Here is a 21,645-nt window from a genome sequence, read left to right as displayed (position 1 = left end):
TATAATAGACACGGTGTCTACTATCTATAAACAATCATCTATAAGATTGTCGATTAAGCGACAGCTTTGCTTTGATATGTCGGATAAGGAGATAGGTAAATGAAAAAGACAGATAGACGCGTTAAAAAAACAGAAAAAGCTTTGGCTGAAGCACTATCTACATTATTAGTAAATAAAAAGATTCAAGCAATCACTATACGCGAGCTAACAGAAACGGCAGATGTACATCGTTCGACTTTTTATACACATTATAAGGATATCTATGATCTATATGATCAATTAGAAAGCAACTTTTTTCGAGATCTAAATGAAATTCTCTCTTATGATCCAGCCCATAGCTATGAGGAACTATACACTCGCTTGATCGACTATGTTTACGCAAATACTTTTTTATATCGCTTGTTTATCCTCAACCATGGTGATATTTTGTTTCAGAAGAAAGTTAAACAAGTTATTGAAGAAAACTATCTGAACATATGGCTATATGAAGACAAGAAAACGATTATTACAGAAGAAATGAGATTCTTCACTACGTACCACGTCCAAGGTTGTCTATCCGTTCTCAATCGGTGGGTAGAAAGCAGTTACAAGTACTCCAAAAAAGAATTATTAGAACTCTTACAGAAACTGAATGATCACATAGAGAAAATCATGCCTTGAATAGAAAAAGGCTATGACAAAAGTATCTTCTTCGGAAATAAGCCGAAATTTCTTGAAGCTGACTACTTCTGTTAAAACCTCAGGATGATCATAGCAAAATATATGATGTTCTCAATTTATACTAAATGACGTTCGAAAGGATTGTCACTTATTCCTTCACTTACTATTTTACTTGCCCATTCTTTTGCTGAAAAAAGGGAATGATCGCGATAATTTCCGCAACTGATTTCACTGACTCCTTGCACATCTTCCCAAGTTGTCTTTTCAGCAATTTCCTCTAAAGAAGATTTCAATGCACGAGCTATCTCATGAGCAGTCGGCTCACCCCAAACAATCAAGTGGAACCCCGTGCGGCAACCAAATGGCGAACAATCTATGATCCCTTCTACCCGATCACGTAATAAGTCAGCTAATAAATGTTCAAATGTGTGTAGTCCTGCCGTTTCGATCGAGCTCTTATTTGGTTGAACAAACCGCAAATCAAAGTTCGTGATCTTGTCGCCTTTTGGTCCTGTTTCTTCGGTGATCAGGCGTACATAAGGCGCCTTTACTTTTGTATGATCTAGTGTGAAACTTTCTACTTTTGCCATATCTAACACCATTCCTTTATTATTTTAAATAGCTTATTGGTCTATTGACCTCTACTTTTGTTCCATTAAATTCATTGGTTACATATTCTTGAATAGCTGACTCATGATATAACTCCACTAATTTCTTGTACTTTTCGTTGTTTTTGTTCGCTTCAGCCGTCGCTAAGATATTGATATTGTTTTTTGTTTCTTTATTGACTGCTTCATGATACAAGGAATCTTCCAAAACATTCAATCCACCATCCAAAGCGACTGAATTGGAAATCAACACCCCGTCGACTGATTTCAAGACACGAGGGCCTGTCATATCATCGATCGTTTTAAATTGGAGATTTCTCGGATTTTCACTGACCTTCTCTGTGCCACTCAATGCATCAAAATCTGAAGCTAATTTGATCAAACCTGCATCCTGCAATAATAATAAACCTCTTGATTCTTCCGCCGGATTATTCGCTATTGCGATCGTAGCACCATTTGGAATATCTGCTACCTTTTTGTATTTTTCAGAATAAATCCCCATCGGTTCTAAATAAGTCGTTCCTAATGCAGCTAACTGTTTCTTAGGATGCTGCTTATTATAGGCCAGAAAATAGGAATACGATTGAAACGCATTGACGTCGACACTGCCATCTTGTGTTGCATTGTTCAGCTGTACCCCATCGCTGATTTCTTTTACTTTTATTTTAAGTCCTAAATCTTTGGCTTCTTTGCTTTTGGCGATATATTCCCAAACTTGCTTATCTGATCCATGGGAACCAATAATGATCGTTGAACGTTCTTTTTCTTTTGCATGTGTAATAGTGTGAATGCCAAATGCACCTCCTACTGCAACTAGAATGACAATAAAAAGACCTAGCAACTTTTTCATTCTCTCATCCTCCCTGACTTATCTCAAAATCGAACAAAATGTTCGGCTAACTTATCTCCAATAAATTGGATCAAAAAAACAAGCGTTAATAAAATGACCATACAAACAATGGTTACATCATTTTGAAAACGCGCGTAGCCGATATTGATAGCAATATCACCTAAGCCGCCCCCACCGACAGCACCTGCCATTGTTGTTAATCCAATCAAACTGATGATCGTCAAAACAGAAACACGAATCACATCAGCTAATCCTTCTCTAAGATACACACGAAAAATGATGGCTAAATGACTTGTTCCCATTGCCTGAGCCGCTTCGATTACTCCAGGGTCGATTTCATGTAAAGCGTTTTGGATTTGTCGAGCATAGAAAGGAAAAATCCCTGCAATCAAAGGAATTAATGCTGCTGTTGTACCTACCGTTGTACCTAACAAAAAACTGGTCAGCGGAGAGATTACTGCTAACAAAATAATAAAAGGAACACTACGCAAAAGATTGACGATTTTATCCAAGACTACATAAAAAATTCGGTCCTGACTGATTCCTCCATTTTGTGTGACGACTAATAACAAACCAGTAGCTAACCCTAAGAATCCCGCAATCAAAGAAGTGACCCCTGTCATATAAATGGTCTCAAGTGTTGCTTGTATCATTTGCTGTTTGATTGCTACTACATGCACAAACCAGTGACTCATGCTACCATCTCCTGTTCCTGAAAAACTCTGGTTACTTGGACACCTTGTTTTTCTAAAAATCCAATACCGCTGAGGATTTGATCTTTTTCTCCTGCCAATGCTAGCACCAATACCCCGATGGTCAATTGATTGATTTGGTCCACATTTGCAAATAAAATACTTGCGGATAAATGAAATTGTTGTGCCATATCGGTCACTACTGCTTGATTGGTGGTCTCTCCTACAAATTTCAATAGATAAAGAGGCTGTTTATTCCTTTCATCATATGTCGAGCGAATTCTACTTAATGCTTCACGTACATTACTTGCCGTATCGATGAATTCCTGTGTCAACGATTGCTTTGGTTGTGTGAAGATCTCAGACACACTGCCTTGTTCAATGACTTTGCCTTTTTCCATCACCGCTACTTTGTGGCAAATCGTTTGGATTACTTGCATTTCATGCGTAATCAACACAATCGTCAAGTTTAATTTACGATTCAGTTCTTGCAATAATTTTAAAATCGAGACGGTTGTTTTTGGGTCTAACGCACTTGTGGACTCATCACTAATCAAAATATCCGGTTCATTCGCCAATGCTCTGGCAATTGCCACTCGCTGTTTTTGTCCGCCTGATAACTGATCCGGATAAACTTCTGCGTAGTCAGAAAGACCTACTAGATCCAGTAATTCCATTGCTTTTTCTCTGCGTTCATTCGCACTGATTTTTTTGCTTAAAAGCGGGAATTCGACATTGTTGATCACTGTACGAGATTTCATCAAATTAAAGTGTTGAAAAATCATCCCTATTTTTTGACGAGCTTTTTGTAATCCTTGATTATTTAGTGTAGCTAAATTTTGATCATTCACGATGATTTCCCCGCTGCTAGGCTGCTGCAAATAATTGATCAGACGGACCAACGTACTTTTACCTGCACCAGAATAACCGACGATGCCAAAGATCTCTCCTGTACAAACTGTTAAATCAACATGATCGAGTGCTCGTCTCAGCTGACGATCATGATAAAAGTCGACTACGACATCCTTCAACTCAATGATTTTTTCTGTCATCTACTTCTCCCCTTCCCAAACTTCTTCAGCGATGCTTTTTACTAAAGCAATCTTTTCCCATTGCTCTTCTTCACTTAATACATTGCCTTCTTCTGTCGAAGCAAATCCACATTGCGGACTTAACGCTAATCGATCGAGTGGAACGTAGCGACTTGCTTCATGAATACGATCGATGATCCGTTGACGATCCTCTAATTCTCCAGTTTTCGTAGTGATCAAGCCTAAAACCACTAGCTTATCTTCACTGACTTTTGCTAAAGGCTCAAATCCGCCTGAACGATCGGTATCATACTCCAAATAATAGGCAGTAACGTTTTCTGAAGTAAATAGCGGTTCTGCGACATCATCATAACCACCTGAAGCAGACCAGTGAGAATGATAGTTTCCGCGACATACATGTGTATTGATCGTTAAATCTTTAGGAAGATCAACCAAAGCGGCATTATTGACGTTCAAATAAAGTTCTTTCAGCTGTTCCTTCACCACTTGAGGGTCTTGTCCTGTTTTTTGGAATCCCTCGGGTAGTTTTCCTACTAACATCCCCCATGAACAGTCATCTAGTTGTATGACTCTTGCACCTGCTTGATAGAGTTCTAATAAGACTTCACGGTACGCTTTAGCAATCGCTTGGATCAATTCTTCTTCCGTTGCATAATAGTTGCGTACATCCAAAAGATTGTCTTCACGGTAGAGTTCTTTTAAGAATTGCGCAGGAGCGGGAATCGTTTGTTTGACTTGGACTCCTTGGCTAGTATGTTTTTGCGTAAATTTAAAGTACTCAACGAATGGATGATGTGTTCCAGAGATTGGCCCTGTGATTTGCACGGTATCTGCTCGAGTCTCGATCCCATTAAAATGATACCCGTGTGCTGGTTTTCGGCGAATGATCCCATTTAATCCCCAGAAGAAATCCAAGTGCCACCAGCTTCGCCGAAATTCACCATCTGTTACAGATTTTAACCCAGCTTTCTCTTGTTTGTTGATCAACTCAATGATGGCTTCATCTTCTACATGACGTAATTCTTCTTGTGTGATCGTTCCATTTTCAAAATCTGCTCTTGCTTGTTTTAAACGTTCAGGACGTAAAAAGCTCCCTACGATATCAAAGCGAAATGGTGATGTTGTGCGTATAGTTGTCATTTTGCATTCCTCCTAGTAAACAAATCATCCAGCGCTGCTTATTGAGAAGCATATAAAAAAGCATTCGTCCCATTATTTGCCGAACTTACGACAAATAAAGGGACGAATGCTTCGTGTTACCACCCTCGTTTATATTATCCTTACAGACAATACCTCAACGGTACCTGTTGATACCCGGTGAAATATCGGTCACTACCGTCTGAGTTGCGTGAACAAATCAGAAAGCTCGGAGTTCATATTCACTGATTTTTACAATCCCCTTTTTCACCATCCGGGTTCTCTTTGCTTGCTATTCATCAGCTACTCTTCTCTTCAGCGCTTTATTATTTGATTAACAATATCCCACCAATGCTAAAATTTGTCAATGATTTTTTTGATAATTTCGAATATTTAAACGAATAAGCTTATTCGTTGTATAATTGATCATTTAAAACATTGTTGTTATGAACTGGTTAAAAAAATAACGATTTATTAAAAATAACATTATAAAACCCAAACATCGCATTGCTATCACTAAGATTAATTTTTAATGTTTTTATCCCAGTCACATCAAACTTATAATGTTTGGATGCAATATCTGCACGAATCTTTTCTTTGTATTTTTCAGTACCATCCAACTCTAGTTTGATCACTGCATCACTTATGGAGTATTGACTAGTATTATCTAACATACCAGCATCAAATTCAATTGATGAATATTTACCATCTAACCGAAAAAGCGCATATGAATTATCAAAACTTGAACCTTCAATAATAAATCTTTGTGTCATCTCTATTCCTGCAACTTTAGGTTCTTTTATCGTGCTACCATCTATAGAGTCTAAGCTCACATAGCCTTTTCCATTATATAACATGGAATAATTACCTTCTAAATCTTCTTTTGTAATTTTATTACCTTTATTACCAATATAAATAGTTTCATTATTTTCATCATAAAATACCTGTTGGTTCAATAGTTCCCGTGTAGTTTCTTGATTAAGATACATCAGTCCATTAATCATAGCTACAGAAGATTTAGTTTTGTTTTTTAATCCATCAACCACTAAACTAGCTGTTTTTAATTCTGCAAAATTCTTATCATTCAGATTCTTTATCTCATCAACTAATTTTTCTTTTTCTTTACTCATATTTGCTATTATTTTATTTCTATCATCTATCTCTGTCTTTAATTTATTATTTTCTTCTATTTTATCTTCTATTTCTGGAAAAATAATTTTAGTTCTTTCTTGAGGTATTATTAGTGGAATAACTAAAGTAAATAGATGAATCAACAATCCTATTCCCAACTTCACAAACTCCTTTTTGTTCCTATCTCTATCAGGTATTCTATAATATCCCTACAGACTTGTGCATAAACTAGCTATGACAACAATGACAATTATTACTGTATACATCTATCTTCCTTCTTCCTAAAAAATTCTATCTATTTCCTCCCATTTTACTTTACTACAAATAATCTGCTTATTTTTCTTGATATAGACATTTTATTCTCTCTTTTTTGTTTTTCTATCAAAAAAATTATAAAAATCGAAAGATGATTTCTGTAGAAAGAATAAATGAATCTCCTCAAGCTCATATACGCAAAAAAGAAGTGCCGTAACTCCCAAAAATAGATTTTTAGTCTAATTTTTGGGAGTCACCGCACTCCTGTCTTCGGCATTTTTATTTTTATTGTTGTAATTGCTGTAAATAGTTTTATCTATAAACAATGTTATTTATAGTATGGAGCTGGGTATCAAGAGTGAATGAGATTTATAGTTCACTTGGATGTTGAAATATATTTCGTTTTCCAAATTTATTTTGCCAAATTGTTTAATGAAGATTTTTTGATAAAATTTACTCACTACCCCTAAAAAGTAAAAACCAGATTTTCGTTCAAATTCCAAGGGATGTCTTTATTAAACTTCTACATAATACCACACGTAAACGACTTGATTCTTATTGGACAGAGAGACCCTTGCTCACCAATACATTATTTCCAGTACTCTAAATGTTTCTTATCAATACAATGCATTGATGTTTCTACTGTATATCCATCCTCTCATTGAACTATTTACATCATAATAGAGATTCATCTATAGAAAAAACCACTTAATAGATCAGCGCGCTAAAAGCTTCATATGGGAGTAAATTGTTAGTAATTTTCTTTTTGTAATTTTGGATCAAGACTTGTTTGACACGATACTTACCGATTGGAAAAGTAGTCTTTTGATCAGAAAAATTAACTACAACTAGTATTTTTTGTTTTTTTAAACTGCGTAGATATGCTAAAACATTCGGTTCCTCTGTCTCAATGACTTGATATTTCCCATAGACAATCACAGGTAATTCTTTGCGCAATTCGATCAGTTTTTGATACGTATAAAACAAGGAATCTTGAGCAGCTAATGCTGCTTCTACATTGATCTCTTCTGTATTCCCCACTGGCAACCAAGGAGTGCCTTCCGTAAAGCCACCATTTTTGTGATTGTTCCATTGCATCGGATGGCGAGCATTATCTCGCCCCTTCGAGTTGATTGATTGGATCAACTCTTCCTTCGAATAGCCTTTTTTTATACGTTCTGCATACATTCTTTGGCTTTCAATATCATCTACCTCATCAATACTCTTTACTGGATAATTGATCATGCCGATCTCTTCTCCTTGATAGATATAAGGAGTACCTTGCATAAAATGGAGGTATATCGCTAGCATTTTTCCACTGATTGTTCGATATTCTTGATCGTCCCCCCAGCGAGAAATGATTCGTGGGAGATCATGATTATTCCAAAATAAAGAATTCCAACCACAACCACCTAATTCAATCTGCCATTTAGAAAAAGTCCGATGTAATTCCTGTGGATCTAAATCCTTTAGATCCCATTTTCGCTTGCCATTCTGTTTGTCTAGATTAATATGCTCGAATTGAAAGACCATTGATAATTCTTTGCGTTCTTCTTTTGAATACAGCTGCGCAATCTTGGGCGTTGCCCCCCAAGTCTCTCCCACTGTCACTACATCATAATGACCAAAAGTTTTTTGGTACATTTCTTGCAATAAATCATGTAAAAGAGGACCATTTTTAGTAATAGATTGTTCCGGCTGTTTTCCAATCAGATCAATGACATCTAATCGAAATCCGCCAATCCCTTTCTCAAGCCAAAAATTCATCATGTCATAGATTGCTTGTCTCATCTTTGGATTTTGCCAATTCAAATCCGGCTGCTTTTTCGAATGCAAGTGCAGATAATATTGATTCACTTCGGGCACATAGGTCCATGCTGAACCGCCGAAGTTCGACTCTAATCCATTCGGTTCTTTACGCCAAACATAATAGTCGTGATAGGGACTGGTAACACTTTTTTTGCCGATTGAAACCATGGATGTCTGTCTGACGTATGATTGATAACAAGATCCATGATGACTCTTATTCCCCTTTGTCGTGCTTCTTTTATCAGTAAATCCATATCTGCCATCGTTCCATATTCTGCGCCTATTTTTCTGTAGTCACTGATATCATAGTCATTATCATCATTAGGTGATTCATAAACCGGGCTTAACCATATCGCATTGATTCCCAGGTTTTCTAGATAATCTAATCTTGAAAGAATACCAGGAATATCTCCAATGCCATCTCCATTTGTATCTTGAAAACTTCGAGGATAGATTTGATAGATTGCTGCACTTTTCCACCATTTATTTCTCATCTGTTTCACTCACTATCAGAATATCTTCACCACTTTTGACCGTGTTTTTTTCAAGAATTTTTACATTAGCATATGCAGAGGAATTAGTGACAATTTCCATAATTGTATCGTCGTACCCTTCTTCTTTAAGCAATTTACGATCAAATGTACCGAGAATATCCCCTTTTTTCACTAATTCACCATATTGTCGCTGTGTCGTGAATCCGGCCCCTTTTAGATTCACTGTATCGATACCGATATGGATCAGTACTTCCGCTCCTTTCTCTGTTTTCAAGCCATATGCATGTTTAGATTCGTGGACAACTGTCAATATACCATCTGCTGGAGCATGGACTACCCCGTCATCTGGTTTGACTGCTATACCTCTTCCCATCATTTCAGTGGAAAAAACTGGATCTTTTACCTTCGTTAAAGGGAGAATCTTCCCGCTGACTGATGCAGCTAAAATTTCATCTTGCGGTTTCCTAGTCGTTTTAGGAGCTGAACTGATTGACTCAGCTGCTTCTGTTCCTTTTGATTCACCATCTGCTAGCAGTTCCATATGTTTTTTTCCATAGAAGTAAGTGCTTAAAAAACCGATCACTATACTGATAACAATTCCGATCATGAATGAAGGAATCGAACGAGGTGCAATGGAAATAAAGCCAATGACGCTTGCCGGTCCCATCGCAACTGCTAATACGTGGAACAAGCCGATAAAGAATGAAGCAATTCCTGCAGCAATCATTCCACAAATAAACGGAAATTTCAGTTTCAAATTCACACCGAATATTGCTGGCTCAGTAATCCCCAACATAGCGGAAACACCTGCAGTGGTAGCTAGACTCTTTTGCTTTTTATTTTTTGTCAGCAGCATAATCGCCAAAGCAGCCGCTCCTTGCGCTACATTTGCCATTGAGGCAACTGGAAAGATAAAAGAGCCACCCGTTCTGGCAACATCTGCTAGTAAAGTAGTCTCGATTGCTGGAAAGCTTTGATGTAATCCGGTAATGACTATCGGCGAATAGAAGAAACCAAAGACACCTAAGCCGAAAGCTCCAGTAGTACTGTATAACCAGCTTAATCCATCAGCTAAGCCGTCTCCGACAGTACGCATCACCGGCCCTACTACTGTAAAAGTTAAAAAACCAGTAATAATAATAGCTAGCATTGGAGTAAATGTGTAGTCGAAAGCATTAGCCAACCGTTTATGGAAGAATTTTTCTAAAGTAGCTAAAATCCAAGAAACTGCAAGGACTGGAAGAACAGATCCTTGATAACCGGCTTGTGCCACATTCATTCCAAAAATATTCCAATAAGGCATCGATCCTTCTGCAATAGCATTCGTCACACTGTATCCATTCACTAAATCCGGCATGACCATCGCCATCCCCATTGCTGCTCCAAGATACGGATTGCCTCCAAAACGTCGAGTTGCTGAAAAACCTACCAAAATCGGCAAAAAAGCAAACGGCGCTGAAGCAAGTAAATTAATGATGCCAGCAAAATCTTTCACTGATGGATACAACTCAACCACTGACTGAGGACCAAACAAATCCTGTGCCGTCAAAACATTATTCAGAGCCATCAACAGTCCACCCGCAACCAATGCAGGGACAATCGGAACGAAGATATCTGACAACACCTTGATAAAGGCCATGACAGGATTATTCTTCTTATTCGATGCTACCGCTTTCAAATCGTCGGTTGAAGCTTCCTTTACGCCGGTGATCTTAACGAATTCATCATATACGTTATTCACATCACCTGCTCCGATAATGATCTGAAATTGATCATTTGCTTCAAAAGTTCCTTTCACACTTTCATTATCATCCAGAGCCTTCTGGTCTACTTTGTCTGAATCTTTTAAGACAAGCCGTAAACGTGTTGCACAATGCGCAGCTGCTTGTACATTGTCTTCTCCAAGCGCTTTGCTGATTTCTTCAGCTACTTTTTTGTAATCCATTTCATTTCCTCCTAATCCAAAATTATTGAAGCAGTAACTATAAATTTTTCTTAAGCACAATATGCCATGATTTAAAACAATTGTCAATCGATTATCAAATTTTAAATAAAATAATTTTTTATATATAAAAAAATAGCTTTTATAAGCCATTTAATTTTGATATTCGTTTGACATTTTACCAGAAAAAATATATTATAATTCCAAGAATACGTTTACAAGGAGTTTGTCATGAAACTTAAAGAAAATTGGTCACGAACGGATCGTTATCGTCCATATAAAGAATGGTCTGAAGAACATTTGCATTCCTTAGAGAAAAAAATTAATTCTTCCCATTGGCGCTTAGGCTACCATATACAACCAGTTACTGGTTTATTGAACGATCCGAATGGTTTTTCCTATTTCGACGGGAAATGGCAGCTATTTTATCAAGCATATCCGATGGGGTCTGTTCATGGTCTGAAATCTTGGTACCATCTCTCCTCAGTTAATCTGATAGATTGGAAAAACGATGGCCTCAAACTGATTCCAGATAATTCATTTGACAGTCACGGTGTGTACTCAGGTTCAGCTTTGCCGATTGATAATCAACTGTTCCTTGCATATACCGGAAATGTGCGTGATTCGAATTGGGGACGTCATTCCTTCCAGTTAGGGGCATGGATGGACAAAAATGGTAATATCACTAAGATACCGACTCCTTTGATCAGCTCCCCACCTCCGGGATATACACAAGAAATCCGTGATCCTCAGCTGATTGCTTATGATGACGGTTACTTGCTCATTGTCGGAGCACAAACTGAACAAAAACAAGGAAGAATCCTAACTTATTACAGTAAAGATCTTCAAAATTGGCAGTTTTTAGGAACTTTGGGTTTTACAGAGGAAGAAATGGGTTTTATGATCGAGTGTCCAAATCTATTATTTGTGAACGGCAAAGCACTACTGGTCTTCTGCCCACAAGGTTTATCTCACGAGATCCACTCATACAGTAATATTTACCCGAATACTTACGTGATCGGTCAAACATTTGATTTTGAAAAAAATGAGCTTTCCGACCCTACTCACATAAAAAATATAGATGAAGGATTTGACATTTACGCGACGCATTGTTTCAGTGATGAAAATGGACGAACCTTGGCAATCAGTTGGATTGGGTTGCCTGAAATCAGCTATCCAACTGACGAAGAAGGATGGGCACACTGCTTGAGCATCGTAAAAGAACTTACTATTGAAAAAGAGCAGCTCTATCAACGACCGGTGAAAGAAACAGCGCAGTTGCGAAAAGGAAAACCTTATCACTTTAGCGGTTTGGAAACCACTATTGACGCGGAAATAAATCAATATGAACTCCAGTTAGAATTCGATTACTCACAGAAAGGTACTATTTTATTGTTTGCAGATGAACAACAAAAACACGGTTTAACACTATCCTTTGATACGATACATGGTAAAATGAGTATGGATCGCAGCCATGCCGGCAAATCTTTCGCTGAAAATTTTGGAACTGTACGTGAATTCTCAATTGAAAAGAAACCGCTGAAATTACAAATATTTGTTGATCGTTCCGTTGTAGAGGTGTTTGTAAATGATGGACAGCAAACAGCAACTGCCCGTGTCTTTCCGACAGATGATCAAACGGGCTTGTATATAAAAAGTGACAGGGAATTTAAAGGGAAATTATGGCATCTGCGGAATATGAACAAATAAAGGATGAAGAAAATGGCTGTTAAATTGACAGATGTGGCAAAAAAAGCAGGAGTCTCTCCTACTACTGTCTCGAGAGTGATAAATAATTATGGTTCTTTAAGTCAAAAAACAATCGATAAAGTAAATCAAGCAATGAAAGAACTCAATTATCAGCCGAATTCGTTAGCCCGTTCACTTCAAGGAAAAAACACCCAATTGATCGGCTTGATTTTCCCAACAGTCGCCAATCCATTTTTTGGCGAATTAGTCGAACAGTTGGAAAGTAAATTATTTGATTTAGGCTATCGTTCGATCTTATGTGACAGTGCTAATAATAAAGAAAAAGAACGAAATTATCTCAACATGTTAGCAGCAAATAAAGTGGACGGCATCATCGCCGGCGCTCATAATCTCGGGATACAGGAGTACGAAAATATTGAGTTGCCAATCGTCTCTTTTGACCGCTATCTGGCAGACGGAACACCAATCGTCAGCAGTGATAATTTCCGAGGCGGTTATCTCGCGACAGAAAATCTCTATCTAAAAGGAGCTCGTAAAATCGCTATTTTGACGGGCTCGCAAGAATCCAACTCCCCCACAAATGACCGAATGAACGGCTATTTGAAATTTATGGATGAGCAGCAGCTAGAACCACAGATTTTTCAATTCCATTCAACTGCTCGTTCCACTGCTTTAAAAAATTTAGAAATCAAACGGATTTTGCAAAATGAAGAGATTGACAGTATTTTTTGCACAGATGATCTTACAGCTGTATTGGCATACAATCTGTGTCAAGAGCTCGATATCCGCATCCCTGAGCAATTGAAAATCATTGGATATGACGGAACAAAATTTATCCAGAATTATTTTCCGCATCTGTCTACTATCGCTCAACCAATAACGGATATTGCCGACATCCTTGTAGACTTGCTACTGCAAAGAATCCAAGATGCTGAAAAACCACTGGAATCACATTACGTTTTACCAGTAAAGCTGATTCAAGGTAAAACGACTTAACTGCAAAGGAGCAAATGTTTTATGTTATATGGAGCAATTGAAGCTGGCGGAACAAAATTTGTCTGCGCAGTAGGTACGAAAGATTTAGAAGTAATTGAAAGAATACAAATCCCTACAACCACGCCGATAGAAACGATGAATAACGTTATTGATTTCTTCAAAAAACACCAAGAACAACTGGCAGCGATTGGAATAGGTTCTTTTGGACCGATTGATATTCATCCCAATTCAGCAACATACGGATATATCACCTCTACTCCAAAAAAAGCTTGGCAGAATTTTGATTTTATCGGTTATTTAAATAAAAATTTAAAAGAACTACCGATTGTCTTTACCACCGATGTCAATGCAGCTGCTTACGGAGAATATGTCGCGGGGAATGGAAAAGGGCGTTCCACTATTGTTTACTATACGATTGGAACAGGTATTGGTGGCGGTGCCTTGCAAAATGGCACTTTTGTAGAAGGTTTCAGCCACCCTGAAATGGGACATATGCTTGTGCGCCGACACCCTGTGGATACCTTTAAAGGTGTTTGTCCTTATCATAGCGATTGCCTGGAAGGAATGGCTTCTGGACCTGCAATCGAACAAAGAACAGGCATGAAAGGTCAAGAGTTGTCTGTCGCTGATCCTTCTTGGGAATTAGAAGCTTATTACATCGCTCAATGTGTCTATAACACAACTCTTCTATTTTCACCTGATGTCATCATCTTTGGCGGAGGCGTAATGAAACAAGCACATCTGAGAGAACGAGTCCAAGAAGCTTTGGTTGGTTTGATGAATCACTATGTAGACTACCCAGCATTCGAAAACTATGTATTACCTCCAAAATTAGGAGATGATGCTGGAATCATTGGGTGTTTAGCTTTAGCATTAGAAAAATCAGAAAAAGATATCTTCTAATAAAATAAGCACGTTGTCACAACAATCTCATCAATAAAAAGACGAAGAATCCACTTGACGCGATTTCTTCGTCTTTTTATTTACTATTAACTTATGTTCTACAATCGGCCTTTCAACCCGATATCCTCGCCTATTTTTCTTGCCCTTAACTCTCTGTTTCCTGTACTTAACAGAGTAGAGGTGTCGTGGAATTCTTTTGTTAACTTCAAATTATGATCTTCTACAAGTTCCTACAATCTAATCTTGGTTGTTTTTTTATTCAACTTGCAACGCTAGCAAGTTCCAGTTGATTATCTTTTCCAATTAAGTTTTGTGATATTTAAACTTCGCCTTGACAGCTTTTCTAAATATAGAAAAGAACATTTCCTTATGTCTATTATGCAACAGCTCAATTTATTTAATGTATGTTAATGATTTTGTGGAATGTCTCCTTAGACATGCTATTTCTACTATTTAATGATCAATAACTTGACCTACTAGTAAGTAGAGAGCATGCCCGAACACATTACAAAAATATCATCACTTATGATACGGCGCTGCGTATCATGAGTGAATGATATTAGGAAAACTTCATAAAATAAATCTTTTATACATTTCCACTTCTAGATGGTCATTCATGTTAGAAGAATCAAACTATTTTTTTACTGTCGTAATAATATTAAAACACTAGAACAAATCAATTAAATTCCATAAAATATAAATAATAGACCTAGCATCATCTGGTATAAAATGGATGCTAGGTCCGTTATATTTACTCAAAATTGATTCTACGAATAGATCTTCTTATCATTTCTATTTTAGTAGTCATGCGTTGTTGTTCTTCTAAAGGTGGTAATGGTATAAGTAGTTTAGATAAATTTGTACCATTTACATTTGGTTGCCCAGTTCCGTAAGAAATTTTTTCTAATAACTTCCAATATAATGGCGAGTCTAAGAAGCAGTATACGTATTCTGATAATAATTTCTCAACTAACCTAATTCGAATCAAGTAAGAAGCAAAAACAGATTCCTCACTTATTTCCTTAACCAAGAAACTTTTTCCCATAGTTCCTCCTGTCCTTGCTATCAAAATGTCATTTTCTTCCAATCTTAAATCAACTAGTTTAGAATTACTAATATCACAGTAAGGCACACTGGACCAATTTACACGTCCCTCTTGTATATCTGTGATTCTCAAAAACTTAACATTGCCTTGTTTTTTCGCCGAATCTGTATAGCCATATTGAATCTTAGTAGAAATACTTCCTAAATAAACCCATAGTCGAACATCGCTAGATGATTTTTCTTGTCGTTCTTTATGAACAACAGTGATCATCTTGAGTTGTCCGACTATTTTTTAGTTGCAGCAATCTTTTTGGGACGTTTATTTGCATGAAGCAACGTTGCTAAGTCTAGTAATAAAACATTGGCTAACACAGGATTGGCTTTCTCGCGATACGCTGCGGCGCCACTTTCAAACAATACTGCTAGACGATCTTCTACAACAACGATTTGTTCCAAATACGGTGGAAATTTGATTCGTTTTAGGATCCGGCTAGGAGAGTCCCGCTCGGACACTAAGAGTTCCGAGGTATAAGGACCATAAGAACGACTGGCTAAGAGATAATGGCCATAAAAAGCCACACCTTGAATCTTATCAGATGTTTTTCTGCTCATTGTCACGGTTGGTTGGATTTTGTCTTTGCGGCGAATTGCTGTTTTCATTTCAGCTATCGTCGGCAATAGATAGAAAGTCAACTGTCCTTCACCTTTTAGTGTGAAGTTGCCAGATACCAGTTGATCATTGTTTTGAGTCAAATACGATGCTTGTGGAATCTCTGAGAGATCAGTTGTCAGCCAATAAGCGATTGGCTGTCCCGTCTCTTCAGATGTATCTGCTAAGATATCGATCAAACGTAAAGCGGCTACTCGTCCAGTAGCAGATCCTGTGATTGTCAACCATAAAAGTTCCCGTTTTGTATCATATACTAAGCCCCCTACATGTGGCCGTTTAGGTAAAATCAGCAGTTTGATCGGCTGTCCTGTTTCTCTATCCAGTACATGAATAATAGAATGATGCTGATGGTCATAGCAGTAGGCAGAAATAAACACAAAATCTTGAGAAAAAGCCAACCCTTGCGGCGTCATCCATTGACAAACCTCATTTTCGCCGGTTTCCGGCACCACCATTCTTGTTTCTGTTAATCCAGGAATGTTATATTGTTTTGCTTCAGCCTTTTCCCAAGCTGCTTGAACAATAGGATACCGTTTTAACTTTTTTTCAATATCCTGATGTATCCGTTGCTGCTTCCAATGCTTAAACTTTAGGACATAGTAAACAAGGAGGCCAATGACCAGCAACACTAAAATCATTATTGCTACCCGCTGTGTCATTTTTTTGCCTCCTTGTTCTATTCGATCAATCGTACATATACCGCTATTAATTACCGTAACTACATGTTTCTTTTACTAGCGTTTCTTTATAGGATCTTTCATAATCTCATTTATAGTAACATTAAGAATCCCTTATTCTACTATAGTCACTTCCACATCAATATTGCCTCTTGTTGCTTTAGAGTATGGGCAAAATGCGTGGGCTTCTTCTGCGATTTTCTCTGCTTGGTCCTTCTCAAGTCCTGGCAAAGAAACTTCTAAAACAACCCCGATTTGGTAGCCCCCATCTTCTAATTGAAATAAAGATACCCGTGCTTTGACTTCAGAATCAGACTCAAGATTATTTTCTTCCAGCATGTGTTGAACCGCGCCGTTGAAGCAAGATGCGTATCCAGCCGCAAAAAGTTGTTCCGGATTTGTCCCTTCACTATGGATTCCTGGGCGGTCGATCTTCATGTGCATACTTCCGTTTGGTGCCTCAACCTCGCCATCACGGCCTCCACGATTGATCATTGCTGTTTCGTACATTTTTTTCATTGAGATCATCCTTTCTTTCGTCGTTCTATATTAAGTGTAACGAGTATTTTTTAATCTGACAAAGGTAATGCTTGCATTCGGCGACATCAGTTAGACAACATCGATGATCAGTGATAGAAGCAGTTTATCTATACAAAAAAAGAAGCAGCGAAAAGCTGCTCCTTAAGATAATAGGTAAAATTGCTGATATATTTGACGATTAACCTCTTGAACGTCCCAAGAAAAATGATACTACAGCAACAACGATGATCGCACCAATGATAGAAGGAATCAAAGCCATTCCTGCTAATTGAGGACCCCAGCTACCTAACAATGCTTGTCCAATTGCTGAACCAACTAAACCTGCAACGATGTTAGCGATCCATCCCATTGATCCACCTTTATTTGTAATTGCTCCGGCAATCAAACCGATAATAGCTCCTACGATTAATACCCATAACCAATGCATAATTTTCTCTTTCTTTCTGTGAAATATTTATTACACATATTATGTTACGCTTCTTCTTAAAAATACACAAAAATTTTGCTCTTAAAAAAACAAAAAAAATTTAAAACGTTGTTATATTAAGGATAAATCAACTTTTTGGAATCGTTAACACTCACTGCAAGAGGTCAAAAAAACTGCCGCAGCTCTTTGAAAACGTTTCGATAAGCAAAAAGTTATTTTCTGATAAAGGGTACCTAGACTATGTGCGATTTTCTTTCATTGTCTGCTTTCAACCGTCATCTTCCCTATGAATAAAAGCAATCAAAGAAACCTGATTGTCGTACACACCTCATTCACTACATCCTTCTGATGAAACATCAAAACAATTGGCATTCCTTTGATTCTGCCTTTTGTATTTGAAACCTGCTTCCCCTCACTATGTAAAAGGATTATGAGAAAAAGCAACGATAGAAGTGAGCGTATGCAATAGCGAGTAAAGTAAAATATAAATTGTTCGGATTGTACCCCGGCCTTTCTTCTTAATATTTTTCATTTCTCGCTTCTCCCCTCTGCTTATTGGACAGTCTTCGCGATTGTGAAGTCACGAAAAAAAGCAACTTTGCCCAGCGTTCAATGCTAGACAAAGTTGCTTTTTTATTTTGTTTTTGAAAAGTCTTTCTTTGAAAGATAGACAGCAGTAAGGATGCCTACTAAGACAGCTAACCCAAAAACTAGAATCGTTCCTATCGTGTTATCCTTCCCAGGCAGTCCGCCAGTGTTGATCCCCCAAAGTCCAGCAATCAATGATGGCACTGCAACCACTAATGCTGCTGAATCTAAATATTTCATCAAATGGTTCAAATTATTGTCCATCATATCCGAGAATAGACCACCGATGGTTTCCAATAAATCGCGATAGATCGTGACAAGCTTGTTGGCAAATTTCTGTCGCAGTTTAATGTCGTAAACTAACGATTCATTATCTAATTTGTCTAAAAACTCTTTTCGTTCCATCAAGTGATTCACTGTAAGATTCTGATCTTTCAACGTGTGATCCAAATAAACCATATCTCGTTCTGTGTCTGCCAGATTAAATAGTTCATTATTTTCGGTTGTTTTACGGGCAGCCGCATCCAATTGGTCGATTTGCTTTTTAATCTCTTTCAACCCATTGATATAGTGGGTATAGATCATTAATGTGGCAAAAGCAATGATATCCTCAAAATGTCGAAGCTCACTTCCATGTTTCTCGATCAATCGCTCAACGAGATTCGATTCTCTAGAGACATAGGTGATCATCAATCCTTTGGAAAGAATAAATGTGACAGGTTCAAGGCGTTTTTCAATGCGTTCTTGATGATTTGAAGAAAGATCGATCAATGTATAAAGAAACGGATTGTTTAATTTAGTGTCTCGTAAATGTTCTAATCGAGAAACTTCCTCTGGTTCATCGGAGCCAATAAAAATATCTTCCGGTAAATCAAAAAGTGTCAGCAGCTCTTTTTTTCTTCTTCATTTCCATGTTTGACTACCAACCAATTATAGTCTTCTTCGGATGATTCTCTGATTTGGTTCTTTTCGATTTTATAGTACGAATACATTTTGCCTCTCTCCTTTAACTCCTTCACTTCTCTTCAACTATCTAATGGTGACTGCTTTTTGTCAAGAAAAAGCGCTATTTCAACGGTTTTTATTAATACGGAAATAAAGCAAGCGTTTGATCAGACCATTCTAAATAAACGTGAGAGAATATTTTTGGGCCCAATAAAAATCATTTTAGAGGAGGACAACTATGTTTCTACATCAGAAAGAACTACAGTTCGAAGCAAAACCAGACAAACCAAATCCATTAATTGCGAAGTATCTTCAAGAATTGATCGGTGGCCAGTATGGCGAAATGAGTGTAGCAATGCAGTATCTCTTCCAAGGTTGGAGCTGCCGTGGAGAAGAAAAGTACAAAGATATGTTGATGGACATTGCGACAGAAGAAATTGGACACGTTGAAATGCTTGCTACAATGGTTGCTCGTTTATTAGAAGGTGCACCGGTAGAAGATCAAGAAGCCGCAATGAAAAAAGACCCAGCAATTGGCGCAATTATCTCTGGAATGAATCCACAACATGCGATCGTTGCTGGCTTAGGACCACGTCCAGCTGACAGTGTCGGTAATCCATGGAGTGGCGTTTATATCATTGCCAGCGGTAATTTACTGGCAGACTTCCGTGCCAATTTAAATGCAGAATCACAAGGACGATTACAAGTCGCTCGAATCTATGAAATGATTGATGACCGTGGAGTTAAAGGCCTCTTATCCGTGCTATTAGCTCGGGACAGCTATCACCAAAACCTTTGGGCACAAGCTGTCAAAGAACTTGAAGAAAAAGAGGGTACAATCTTAGTACCGAGCACTTTCCCTCGTAATGAAGAACGGTTAGACATCGCCTATGACTTTTACAATTTCTCTGAAGGAGATCAAAGTAAAGAAGGCTCTTGGGCAAAAGGAAAAGCACTTGATGGTGAAGGTGAATACCAATGGCTTTCTACACCTAAAGTTGAAGGCAAAGCGCCAAAACTAGATCCTGTCACACCAAAAATGTATGGCACGCCACCTGAAAAATAAATTGATCGAAACGAATAAAAAGAGCAATGATTCCATTCACAAGAAATCATTGCTCTTTTCTTGTCTTATTGAGCAAGTTGGTTACCTTAAAGCTAAAAAAGCGTTAGAGTAGAATGTATAAGAAAAAGGAGAAATCATTATATGAAAGCACCTTTACTTACACTAAATGAGGGCAATATGCGCCCAGCCGTGGGCATCGGTACCTATCAAATTCGCGGTGGCGAAGGCTTAAGCCAGTTGCAAGCAGCGATTGCAGATGGCTATCGTTTGATTGATTCGTCAACGAACTATGACAATGAAGGAATCGTCGGTAAAGCGATTCGCCGATCCGGTGTCCCTCGTTCTGAGTTTTATATCACCTCAAAATTACCAGGAAAATATCATGGATATGATGATGCACTGACCAGTATTCAAGAATCGCTGGCGCGCATGGGATTAGATTACTTTGACGCCTTTTTGATCCACTGGCCACTGCCTAAACGCGGCAAGTACATTGAAGCGTGGCAGGCGTTAGTGACTGCGCAAAAATTAAGTTTGATTCGTTCTATTGGTGTATCTAACTTTGAACCTGAACATTTAGATGCCATTATTGAGGCAACTGGTGTCACACCAGCCATCAATCAAATCGAGATCCATCCTTACTGGGTCCAAGAACAAATGGTAGCAGAAAACAGAAAACGTGGGATCATTACTGAAGCATGTAGTCCATTAGGTCGCGGCAGCGCGGCGCTCAAAGAATCCATCATCACTGATCTAGCAAATAAATATCAAAAATCTGCGGGTCAAGTCATCTTACGCTGGCACGTCGATCGCGGGATTCTACCACTACCAAAATCCCGAAACCTGAGCCATCAGCGAGAAAACTTAGCTATTTTTGACTTTGAATTGACTGAAGAAGAAATCAATGCAATCAATCGCTTGAACAAAGAAGATGGACGTATTGAAGGTCAAGATCCGAATGAATATGAAGAATTTGAGTAAAGTGAGACAGCATAAAGCTCCTGAGGGATTTCATAGGCTCACATCAATTATAGGAATTGGAATGGTCACAAAAAAAGAACTGCGAGATGACTTGCCCCAATTGAATTCCTTAGATCTACTAGCAGCAAGGCTCTACTGAAGTCTTGCTGCTATTTTATGAGAAGTAAAAACTTCTGACACGATCAGTTTTCATTTGGATTATGCTTTTTTCACAGTTCTTTTTCTGAGTTAAAACTTCTGTACAATCATCGTTACAACTGATAATGAATGGCTTCTTTGTATTGTTCAAACAATGATTGGTTCAATTCATCGCCGCCATCCATATCTGCGGAATAAAAGATGGGCGGATAATCGATTCCTGCTTGTTTCAATTGTTGGCAAACTTAGACGATAATGGTATTAAGAATCGTAGCGCCAATCACCGTTGAAGTAGGCCCCACTTTTTGATCCATCCCCTTAATCGAGAGT

General features: G+C 38.0%; 17 protein-coding genes and 3 pseudogenes. 6 read left to right on the top strand and 14 right to left on the bottom strand.

The features are described from left to right. The first annotated feature begins 99 nt into the window (after positions 1–99). On the top strand, positions 100–660 hold the full coding sequence (locus tag QK255_RS01445) for a TetR/AcrR family transcriptional regulator (RefSeq protein WP_002292308.1): 561 nt from the start codon (positions 100–102) through the stop codon (positions 658–660). Positions 661–776: 116 nt separating this feature from the next. On the opposite strand, the gene QK255_RS01440 is transcribed toward QK255_RS01445, so the two are convergent. The 8 genes and pseudogenes from QK255_RS01440 to QK255_RS01405 all read right to left on the bottom strand — a co-directional run bounded on the left by QK255_RS01440 (position 777) and on the right by QK255_RS01405 (position 10,633). Then, positions 777–1,250: an S-ribosylhomocysteine lyase gene (locus QK255_RS01440; RefSeq protein ID WP_002292307.1), complete on the bottom strand. Its 474-nt coding sequence runs from the start codon at positions 1,248–1,250 to the stop codon at positions 777–779. A gap of 19 nt (positions 1,251–1,269) precedes the next feature. Further along, positions 1,270–2,118: a MetQ/NlpA family ABC transporter substrate-binding protein gene (locus tag QK255_RS01435; protein ID WP_002292306.1), complete on the bottom strand. Its 849-nt coding sequence runs from the start codon at positions 2,116–2,118 to the stop codon at positions 1,270–1,272. Between the two features lie 23 nt (positions 2,119–2,141). Next, positions 2,142–2,813, bottom strand: coding sequence for a methionine ABC transporter permease (locus QK255_RS01430; protein ID WP_002292305.1), 672 nt, complete (start codon positions 2,811–2,813; stop codon positions 2,142–2,144). After that, positions 2,810–3,862 (bottom strand): methionine ABC transporter ATP-binding protein, encoded by a 1,053-nt coding sequence (locus QK255_RS01425; RefSeq protein ID WP_002292304.1) that lies wholly within the window; start codon positions 3,860–3,862, stop codon positions 2,810–2,812. Before QK255_RS01425 ends, QK255_RS01430 begins: the two co-directional genes overlap by 4 nt. Continuing rightward, positions 3,863–5,002, bottom strand: coding sequence for a 5-methyltetrahydropteroyltriglutamate--homocysteine S-methyltransferase (locus QK255_RS01420; protein WP_002292303.1), 1,140 nt, complete (start codon positions 5,000–5,002; stop codon positions 3,863–3,865). A 452-nt stretch (positions 5,003–5,454) separates the two neighbouring features. After that, positions 5,455–6,294, bottom strand: a complete 840-nt coding sequence (locus QK255_RS01415; protein ID WP_234944712.1) for a hypothetical protein — start codon at positions 6,292–6,294, stop codon at positions 5,455–5,457. A gap of 799 nt (positions 6,295–7,093) precedes the next feature. After that, positions 7,094–8,688: pseudogene (locus tag QK255_RS01410) on the bottom strand (glycoside hydrolase family 13 protein). Next, positions 8,678–10,633, bottom strand: a complete 1,956-nt coding sequence (locus tag QK255_RS01405; RefSeq protein WP_002292298.1) for a sucrose-specific PTS transporter subunit IIBC — start codon at positions 10,631–10,633, stop codon at positions 8,678–8,680. The pseudogene QK255_RS01410 and the gene QK255_RS01405 overlap by 11 nt, the downstream one beginning before the upstream one ends. A gap of 228 nt (positions 10,634–10,861) precedes the next feature. Here QK255_RS01405 and QK255_RS01400 point away from each other — a divergent pair, with 228 nt between their 5' ends. From QK255_RS01400 to QK255_RS01390, 3 genes are read left to right on the top strand one after another with little or no spacing between them, the layout of a single operon-like run. Beyond that, complete coding sequence (locus QK255_RS01400) at positions 10,862–12,340, top strand: sucrose-6-phosphate hydrolase (protein WP_002292297.1); 1,479 nt, start codon at positions 10,862–10,864, stop codon at positions 12,338–12,340. 12 nt (positions 12,341–12,352) lie between these two features. Then, complete coding sequence (locus QK255_RS01395) at positions 12,353–13,336, top strand: LacI family DNA-binding transcriptional regulator (RefSeq protein WP_002310605.1); 984 nt, start codon at positions 12,353–12,355, stop codon at positions 13,334–13,336. Between the two features lie 21 nt (positions 13,337–13,357). After that, positions 13,358–14,239, top strand: coding sequence for an ROK family protein (locus QK255_RS01390; RefSeq protein ID WP_002292294.1), 882 nt, complete (start codon positions 13,358–13,360; stop codon positions 14,237–14,239). Between the two features lie 751 nt (positions 14,240–14,990). Here the strand turns inward: QK255_RS01390 and QK255_RS01385 are convergent. From QK255_RS01385 to QK255_RS01365, 5 genes and pseudogenes are all read right to left on the bottom strand, one after another. Continuing rightward, positions 14,991–15,554: a restriction endonuclease subunit S gene (locus QK255_RS01385; RefSeq protein WP_002292293.1), complete on the bottom strand. Its 564-nt coding sequence runs from the start codon at positions 15,552–15,554 to the stop codon at positions 14,991–14,993. A 14-nt stretch (positions 15,555–15,568) separates the two neighbouring features. Then, positions 15,569–16,612, bottom strand: coding sequence for a YncE family protein (locus tag QK255_RS01380; RefSeq protein ID WP_002292292.1), 1,044 nt, complete (start codon positions 16,610–16,612; stop codon positions 15,569–15,571). Positions 16,613–16,744: 132 nt separating this feature from the next. Next, positions 16,745–17,149, bottom strand: a complete 405-nt coding sequence (locus QK255_RS01375) for an organic hydroperoxide resistance protein (RefSeq protein WP_002292291.1) — start codon at positions 17,147–17,149, stop codon at positions 16,745–16,747. 199 nt (positions 17,150–17,348) lie between these two features. Beyond that, entirely contained in the window at positions 17,349–17,597 is a 249-nt protein-coding gene (locus tag QK255_RS01370) for a GlsB/YeaQ/YmgE family stress response membrane protein (RefSeq protein ID WP_002292290.1), read from the bottom strand. A 633-nt stretch (positions 17,598–18,230) separates the two neighbouring features. Continuing rightward, a pseudogene (locus QK255_RS01365) lies at positions 18,231–19,177 on the bottom strand (magnesium transporter CorA family protein). Positions 19,178–19,368: 191 nt separating this feature from the next. Here QK255_RS01365 and QK255_RS01360 point away from each other — a divergent pair. Both QK255_RS01360 and QK255_RS01355 read left to right on the top strand, forming a co-directional pair. Then, positions 19,369–20,196: a manganese catalase gene (locus QK255_RS01360; RefSeq protein WP_002292285.1), complete on the top strand. Its 828-nt coding sequence runs from the start codon at positions 19,369–19,371 to the stop codon at positions 20,194–20,196. Positions 20,197–20,337: 141 nt separating this feature from the next. After that, positions 20,338–21,177: an aldo/keto reductase gene (locus QK255_RS01355; RefSeq protein ID WP_002292283.1), complete on the top strand. Its 840-nt coding sequence runs from the start codon at positions 20,338–20,340 to the stop codon at positions 21,175–21,177. 251 nt (positions 21,178–21,428) lie between these two features. Here QK255_RS01355 and QK255_RS01350 read toward each other — a convergent pair. Further along, positions 21,429–21,638 (bottom strand): annotated as a pseudogene (locus tag QK255_RS01350) (hypothetical protein); the annotation flags it as partial. Between the last annotated feature and the right edge of the window lie 7 nt (positions 21,639–21,645).

It is taken from the genome of Enterococcus sp. ZQ21, from assembly GCF_030053755.1.
GTDB lineage: Bacteria > Bacillota > Bacilli > Lactobacillales > Enterococcaceae > Enterococcus_B > Enterococcus_B lactis.
Note: the sequence above shows the minus strand (reverse complement) of the source record. Positions and strands in the feature narration are given on the sequence as shown.

Coding starts and splice junctions, on each gene's coding strand:
- QK255_RS01445 (WP_002292308.1), top strand. CDS start 100: ATGAAAAAGACAGATAGACGCGTTAAAAAAACAGAAAAAGCTTTGGCT.
- QK255_RS01440 (WP_002292307.1), bottom strand. CDS start 1,250: ATGGCAAAAGTAGAAAGTTTCACACTAGATCATACAAAAGTAAAGGCG.
- QK255_RS01435 (WP_002292306.1), bottom strand. CDS start 2,118: ATGAAAAAGTTGCTAGGTCTTTTTATTGTCATTCTAGTTGCAGTAGGA.
- QK255_RS01430 (WP_002292305.1), bottom strand. CDS start 2,813: ATGAGTCACTGGTTTGTGCATGTAGTAGCAATCAAACAGCAAATGATA.
- QK255_RS01425 (WP_002292304.1), bottom strand. CDS start 3,862: ATGACAGAAAAAATCATTGAGTTGAAGGATGTCGTAGTCGACTTTTAT.
- QK255_RS01420 (WP_002292303.1), bottom strand. CDS start 5,002: ATGACAACTATACGCACAACATCACCATTTCGCTTTGATATCGTAGGG.
- QK255_RS01405 (WP_002292298.1), bottom strand. CDS start 10,633: ATGGATTACAAAAAAGTAGCTGAAGAAATCAGCAAAGCGCTTGGAGAA.
- QK255_RS01400 (WP_002292297.1), top strand. CDS start 10,862: ATGAAACTTAAAGAAAATTGGTCACGAACGGATCGTTATCGTCCATAT.
- QK255_RS01395 (WP_002310605.1), top strand. CDS start 12,353: ATGGCTGTTAAATTGACAGATGTGGCAAAAAAAGCAGGAGTCTCTCCT.
- QK255_RS01390 (WP_002292294.1), top strand. CDS start 13,358: ATGTTATATGGAGCAATTGAAGCTGGCGGAACAAAATTTGTCTGCGCA.
- QK255_RS01385 (WP_002292293.1), bottom strand. CDS start 15,554: ATGATCACTGTTGTTCATAAAGAACGACAAGAAAAATCATCTAGCGAT.
- QK255_RS01380 (WP_002292292.1), bottom strand. CDS start 16,612: ATGACACAGCGGGTAGCAATAATGATTTTAGTGTTGCTGGTCATTGGC.
- QK255_RS01375 (WP_002292291.1), bottom strand. CDS start 17,149: ATGAAAAAAATGTACGAAACAGCAATGATCAATCGTGGAGGCCGTGAT.
- QK255_RS01370 (WP_002292290.1), bottom strand. CDS start 17,597: ATGCATTGGTTATGGGTATTAATCGTAGGAGCTATTATCGGTTTGATT.
- QK255_RS01360 (WP_002292285.1), top strand. CDS start 19,369: ATGTTTCTACATCAGAAAGAACTACAGTTCGAAGCAAAACCAGACAAA.
- QK255_RS01355 (WP_002292283.1), top strand. CDS start 20,338: ATGAAAGCACCTTTACTTACACTAAATGAGGGCAATATGCGCCCAGCC.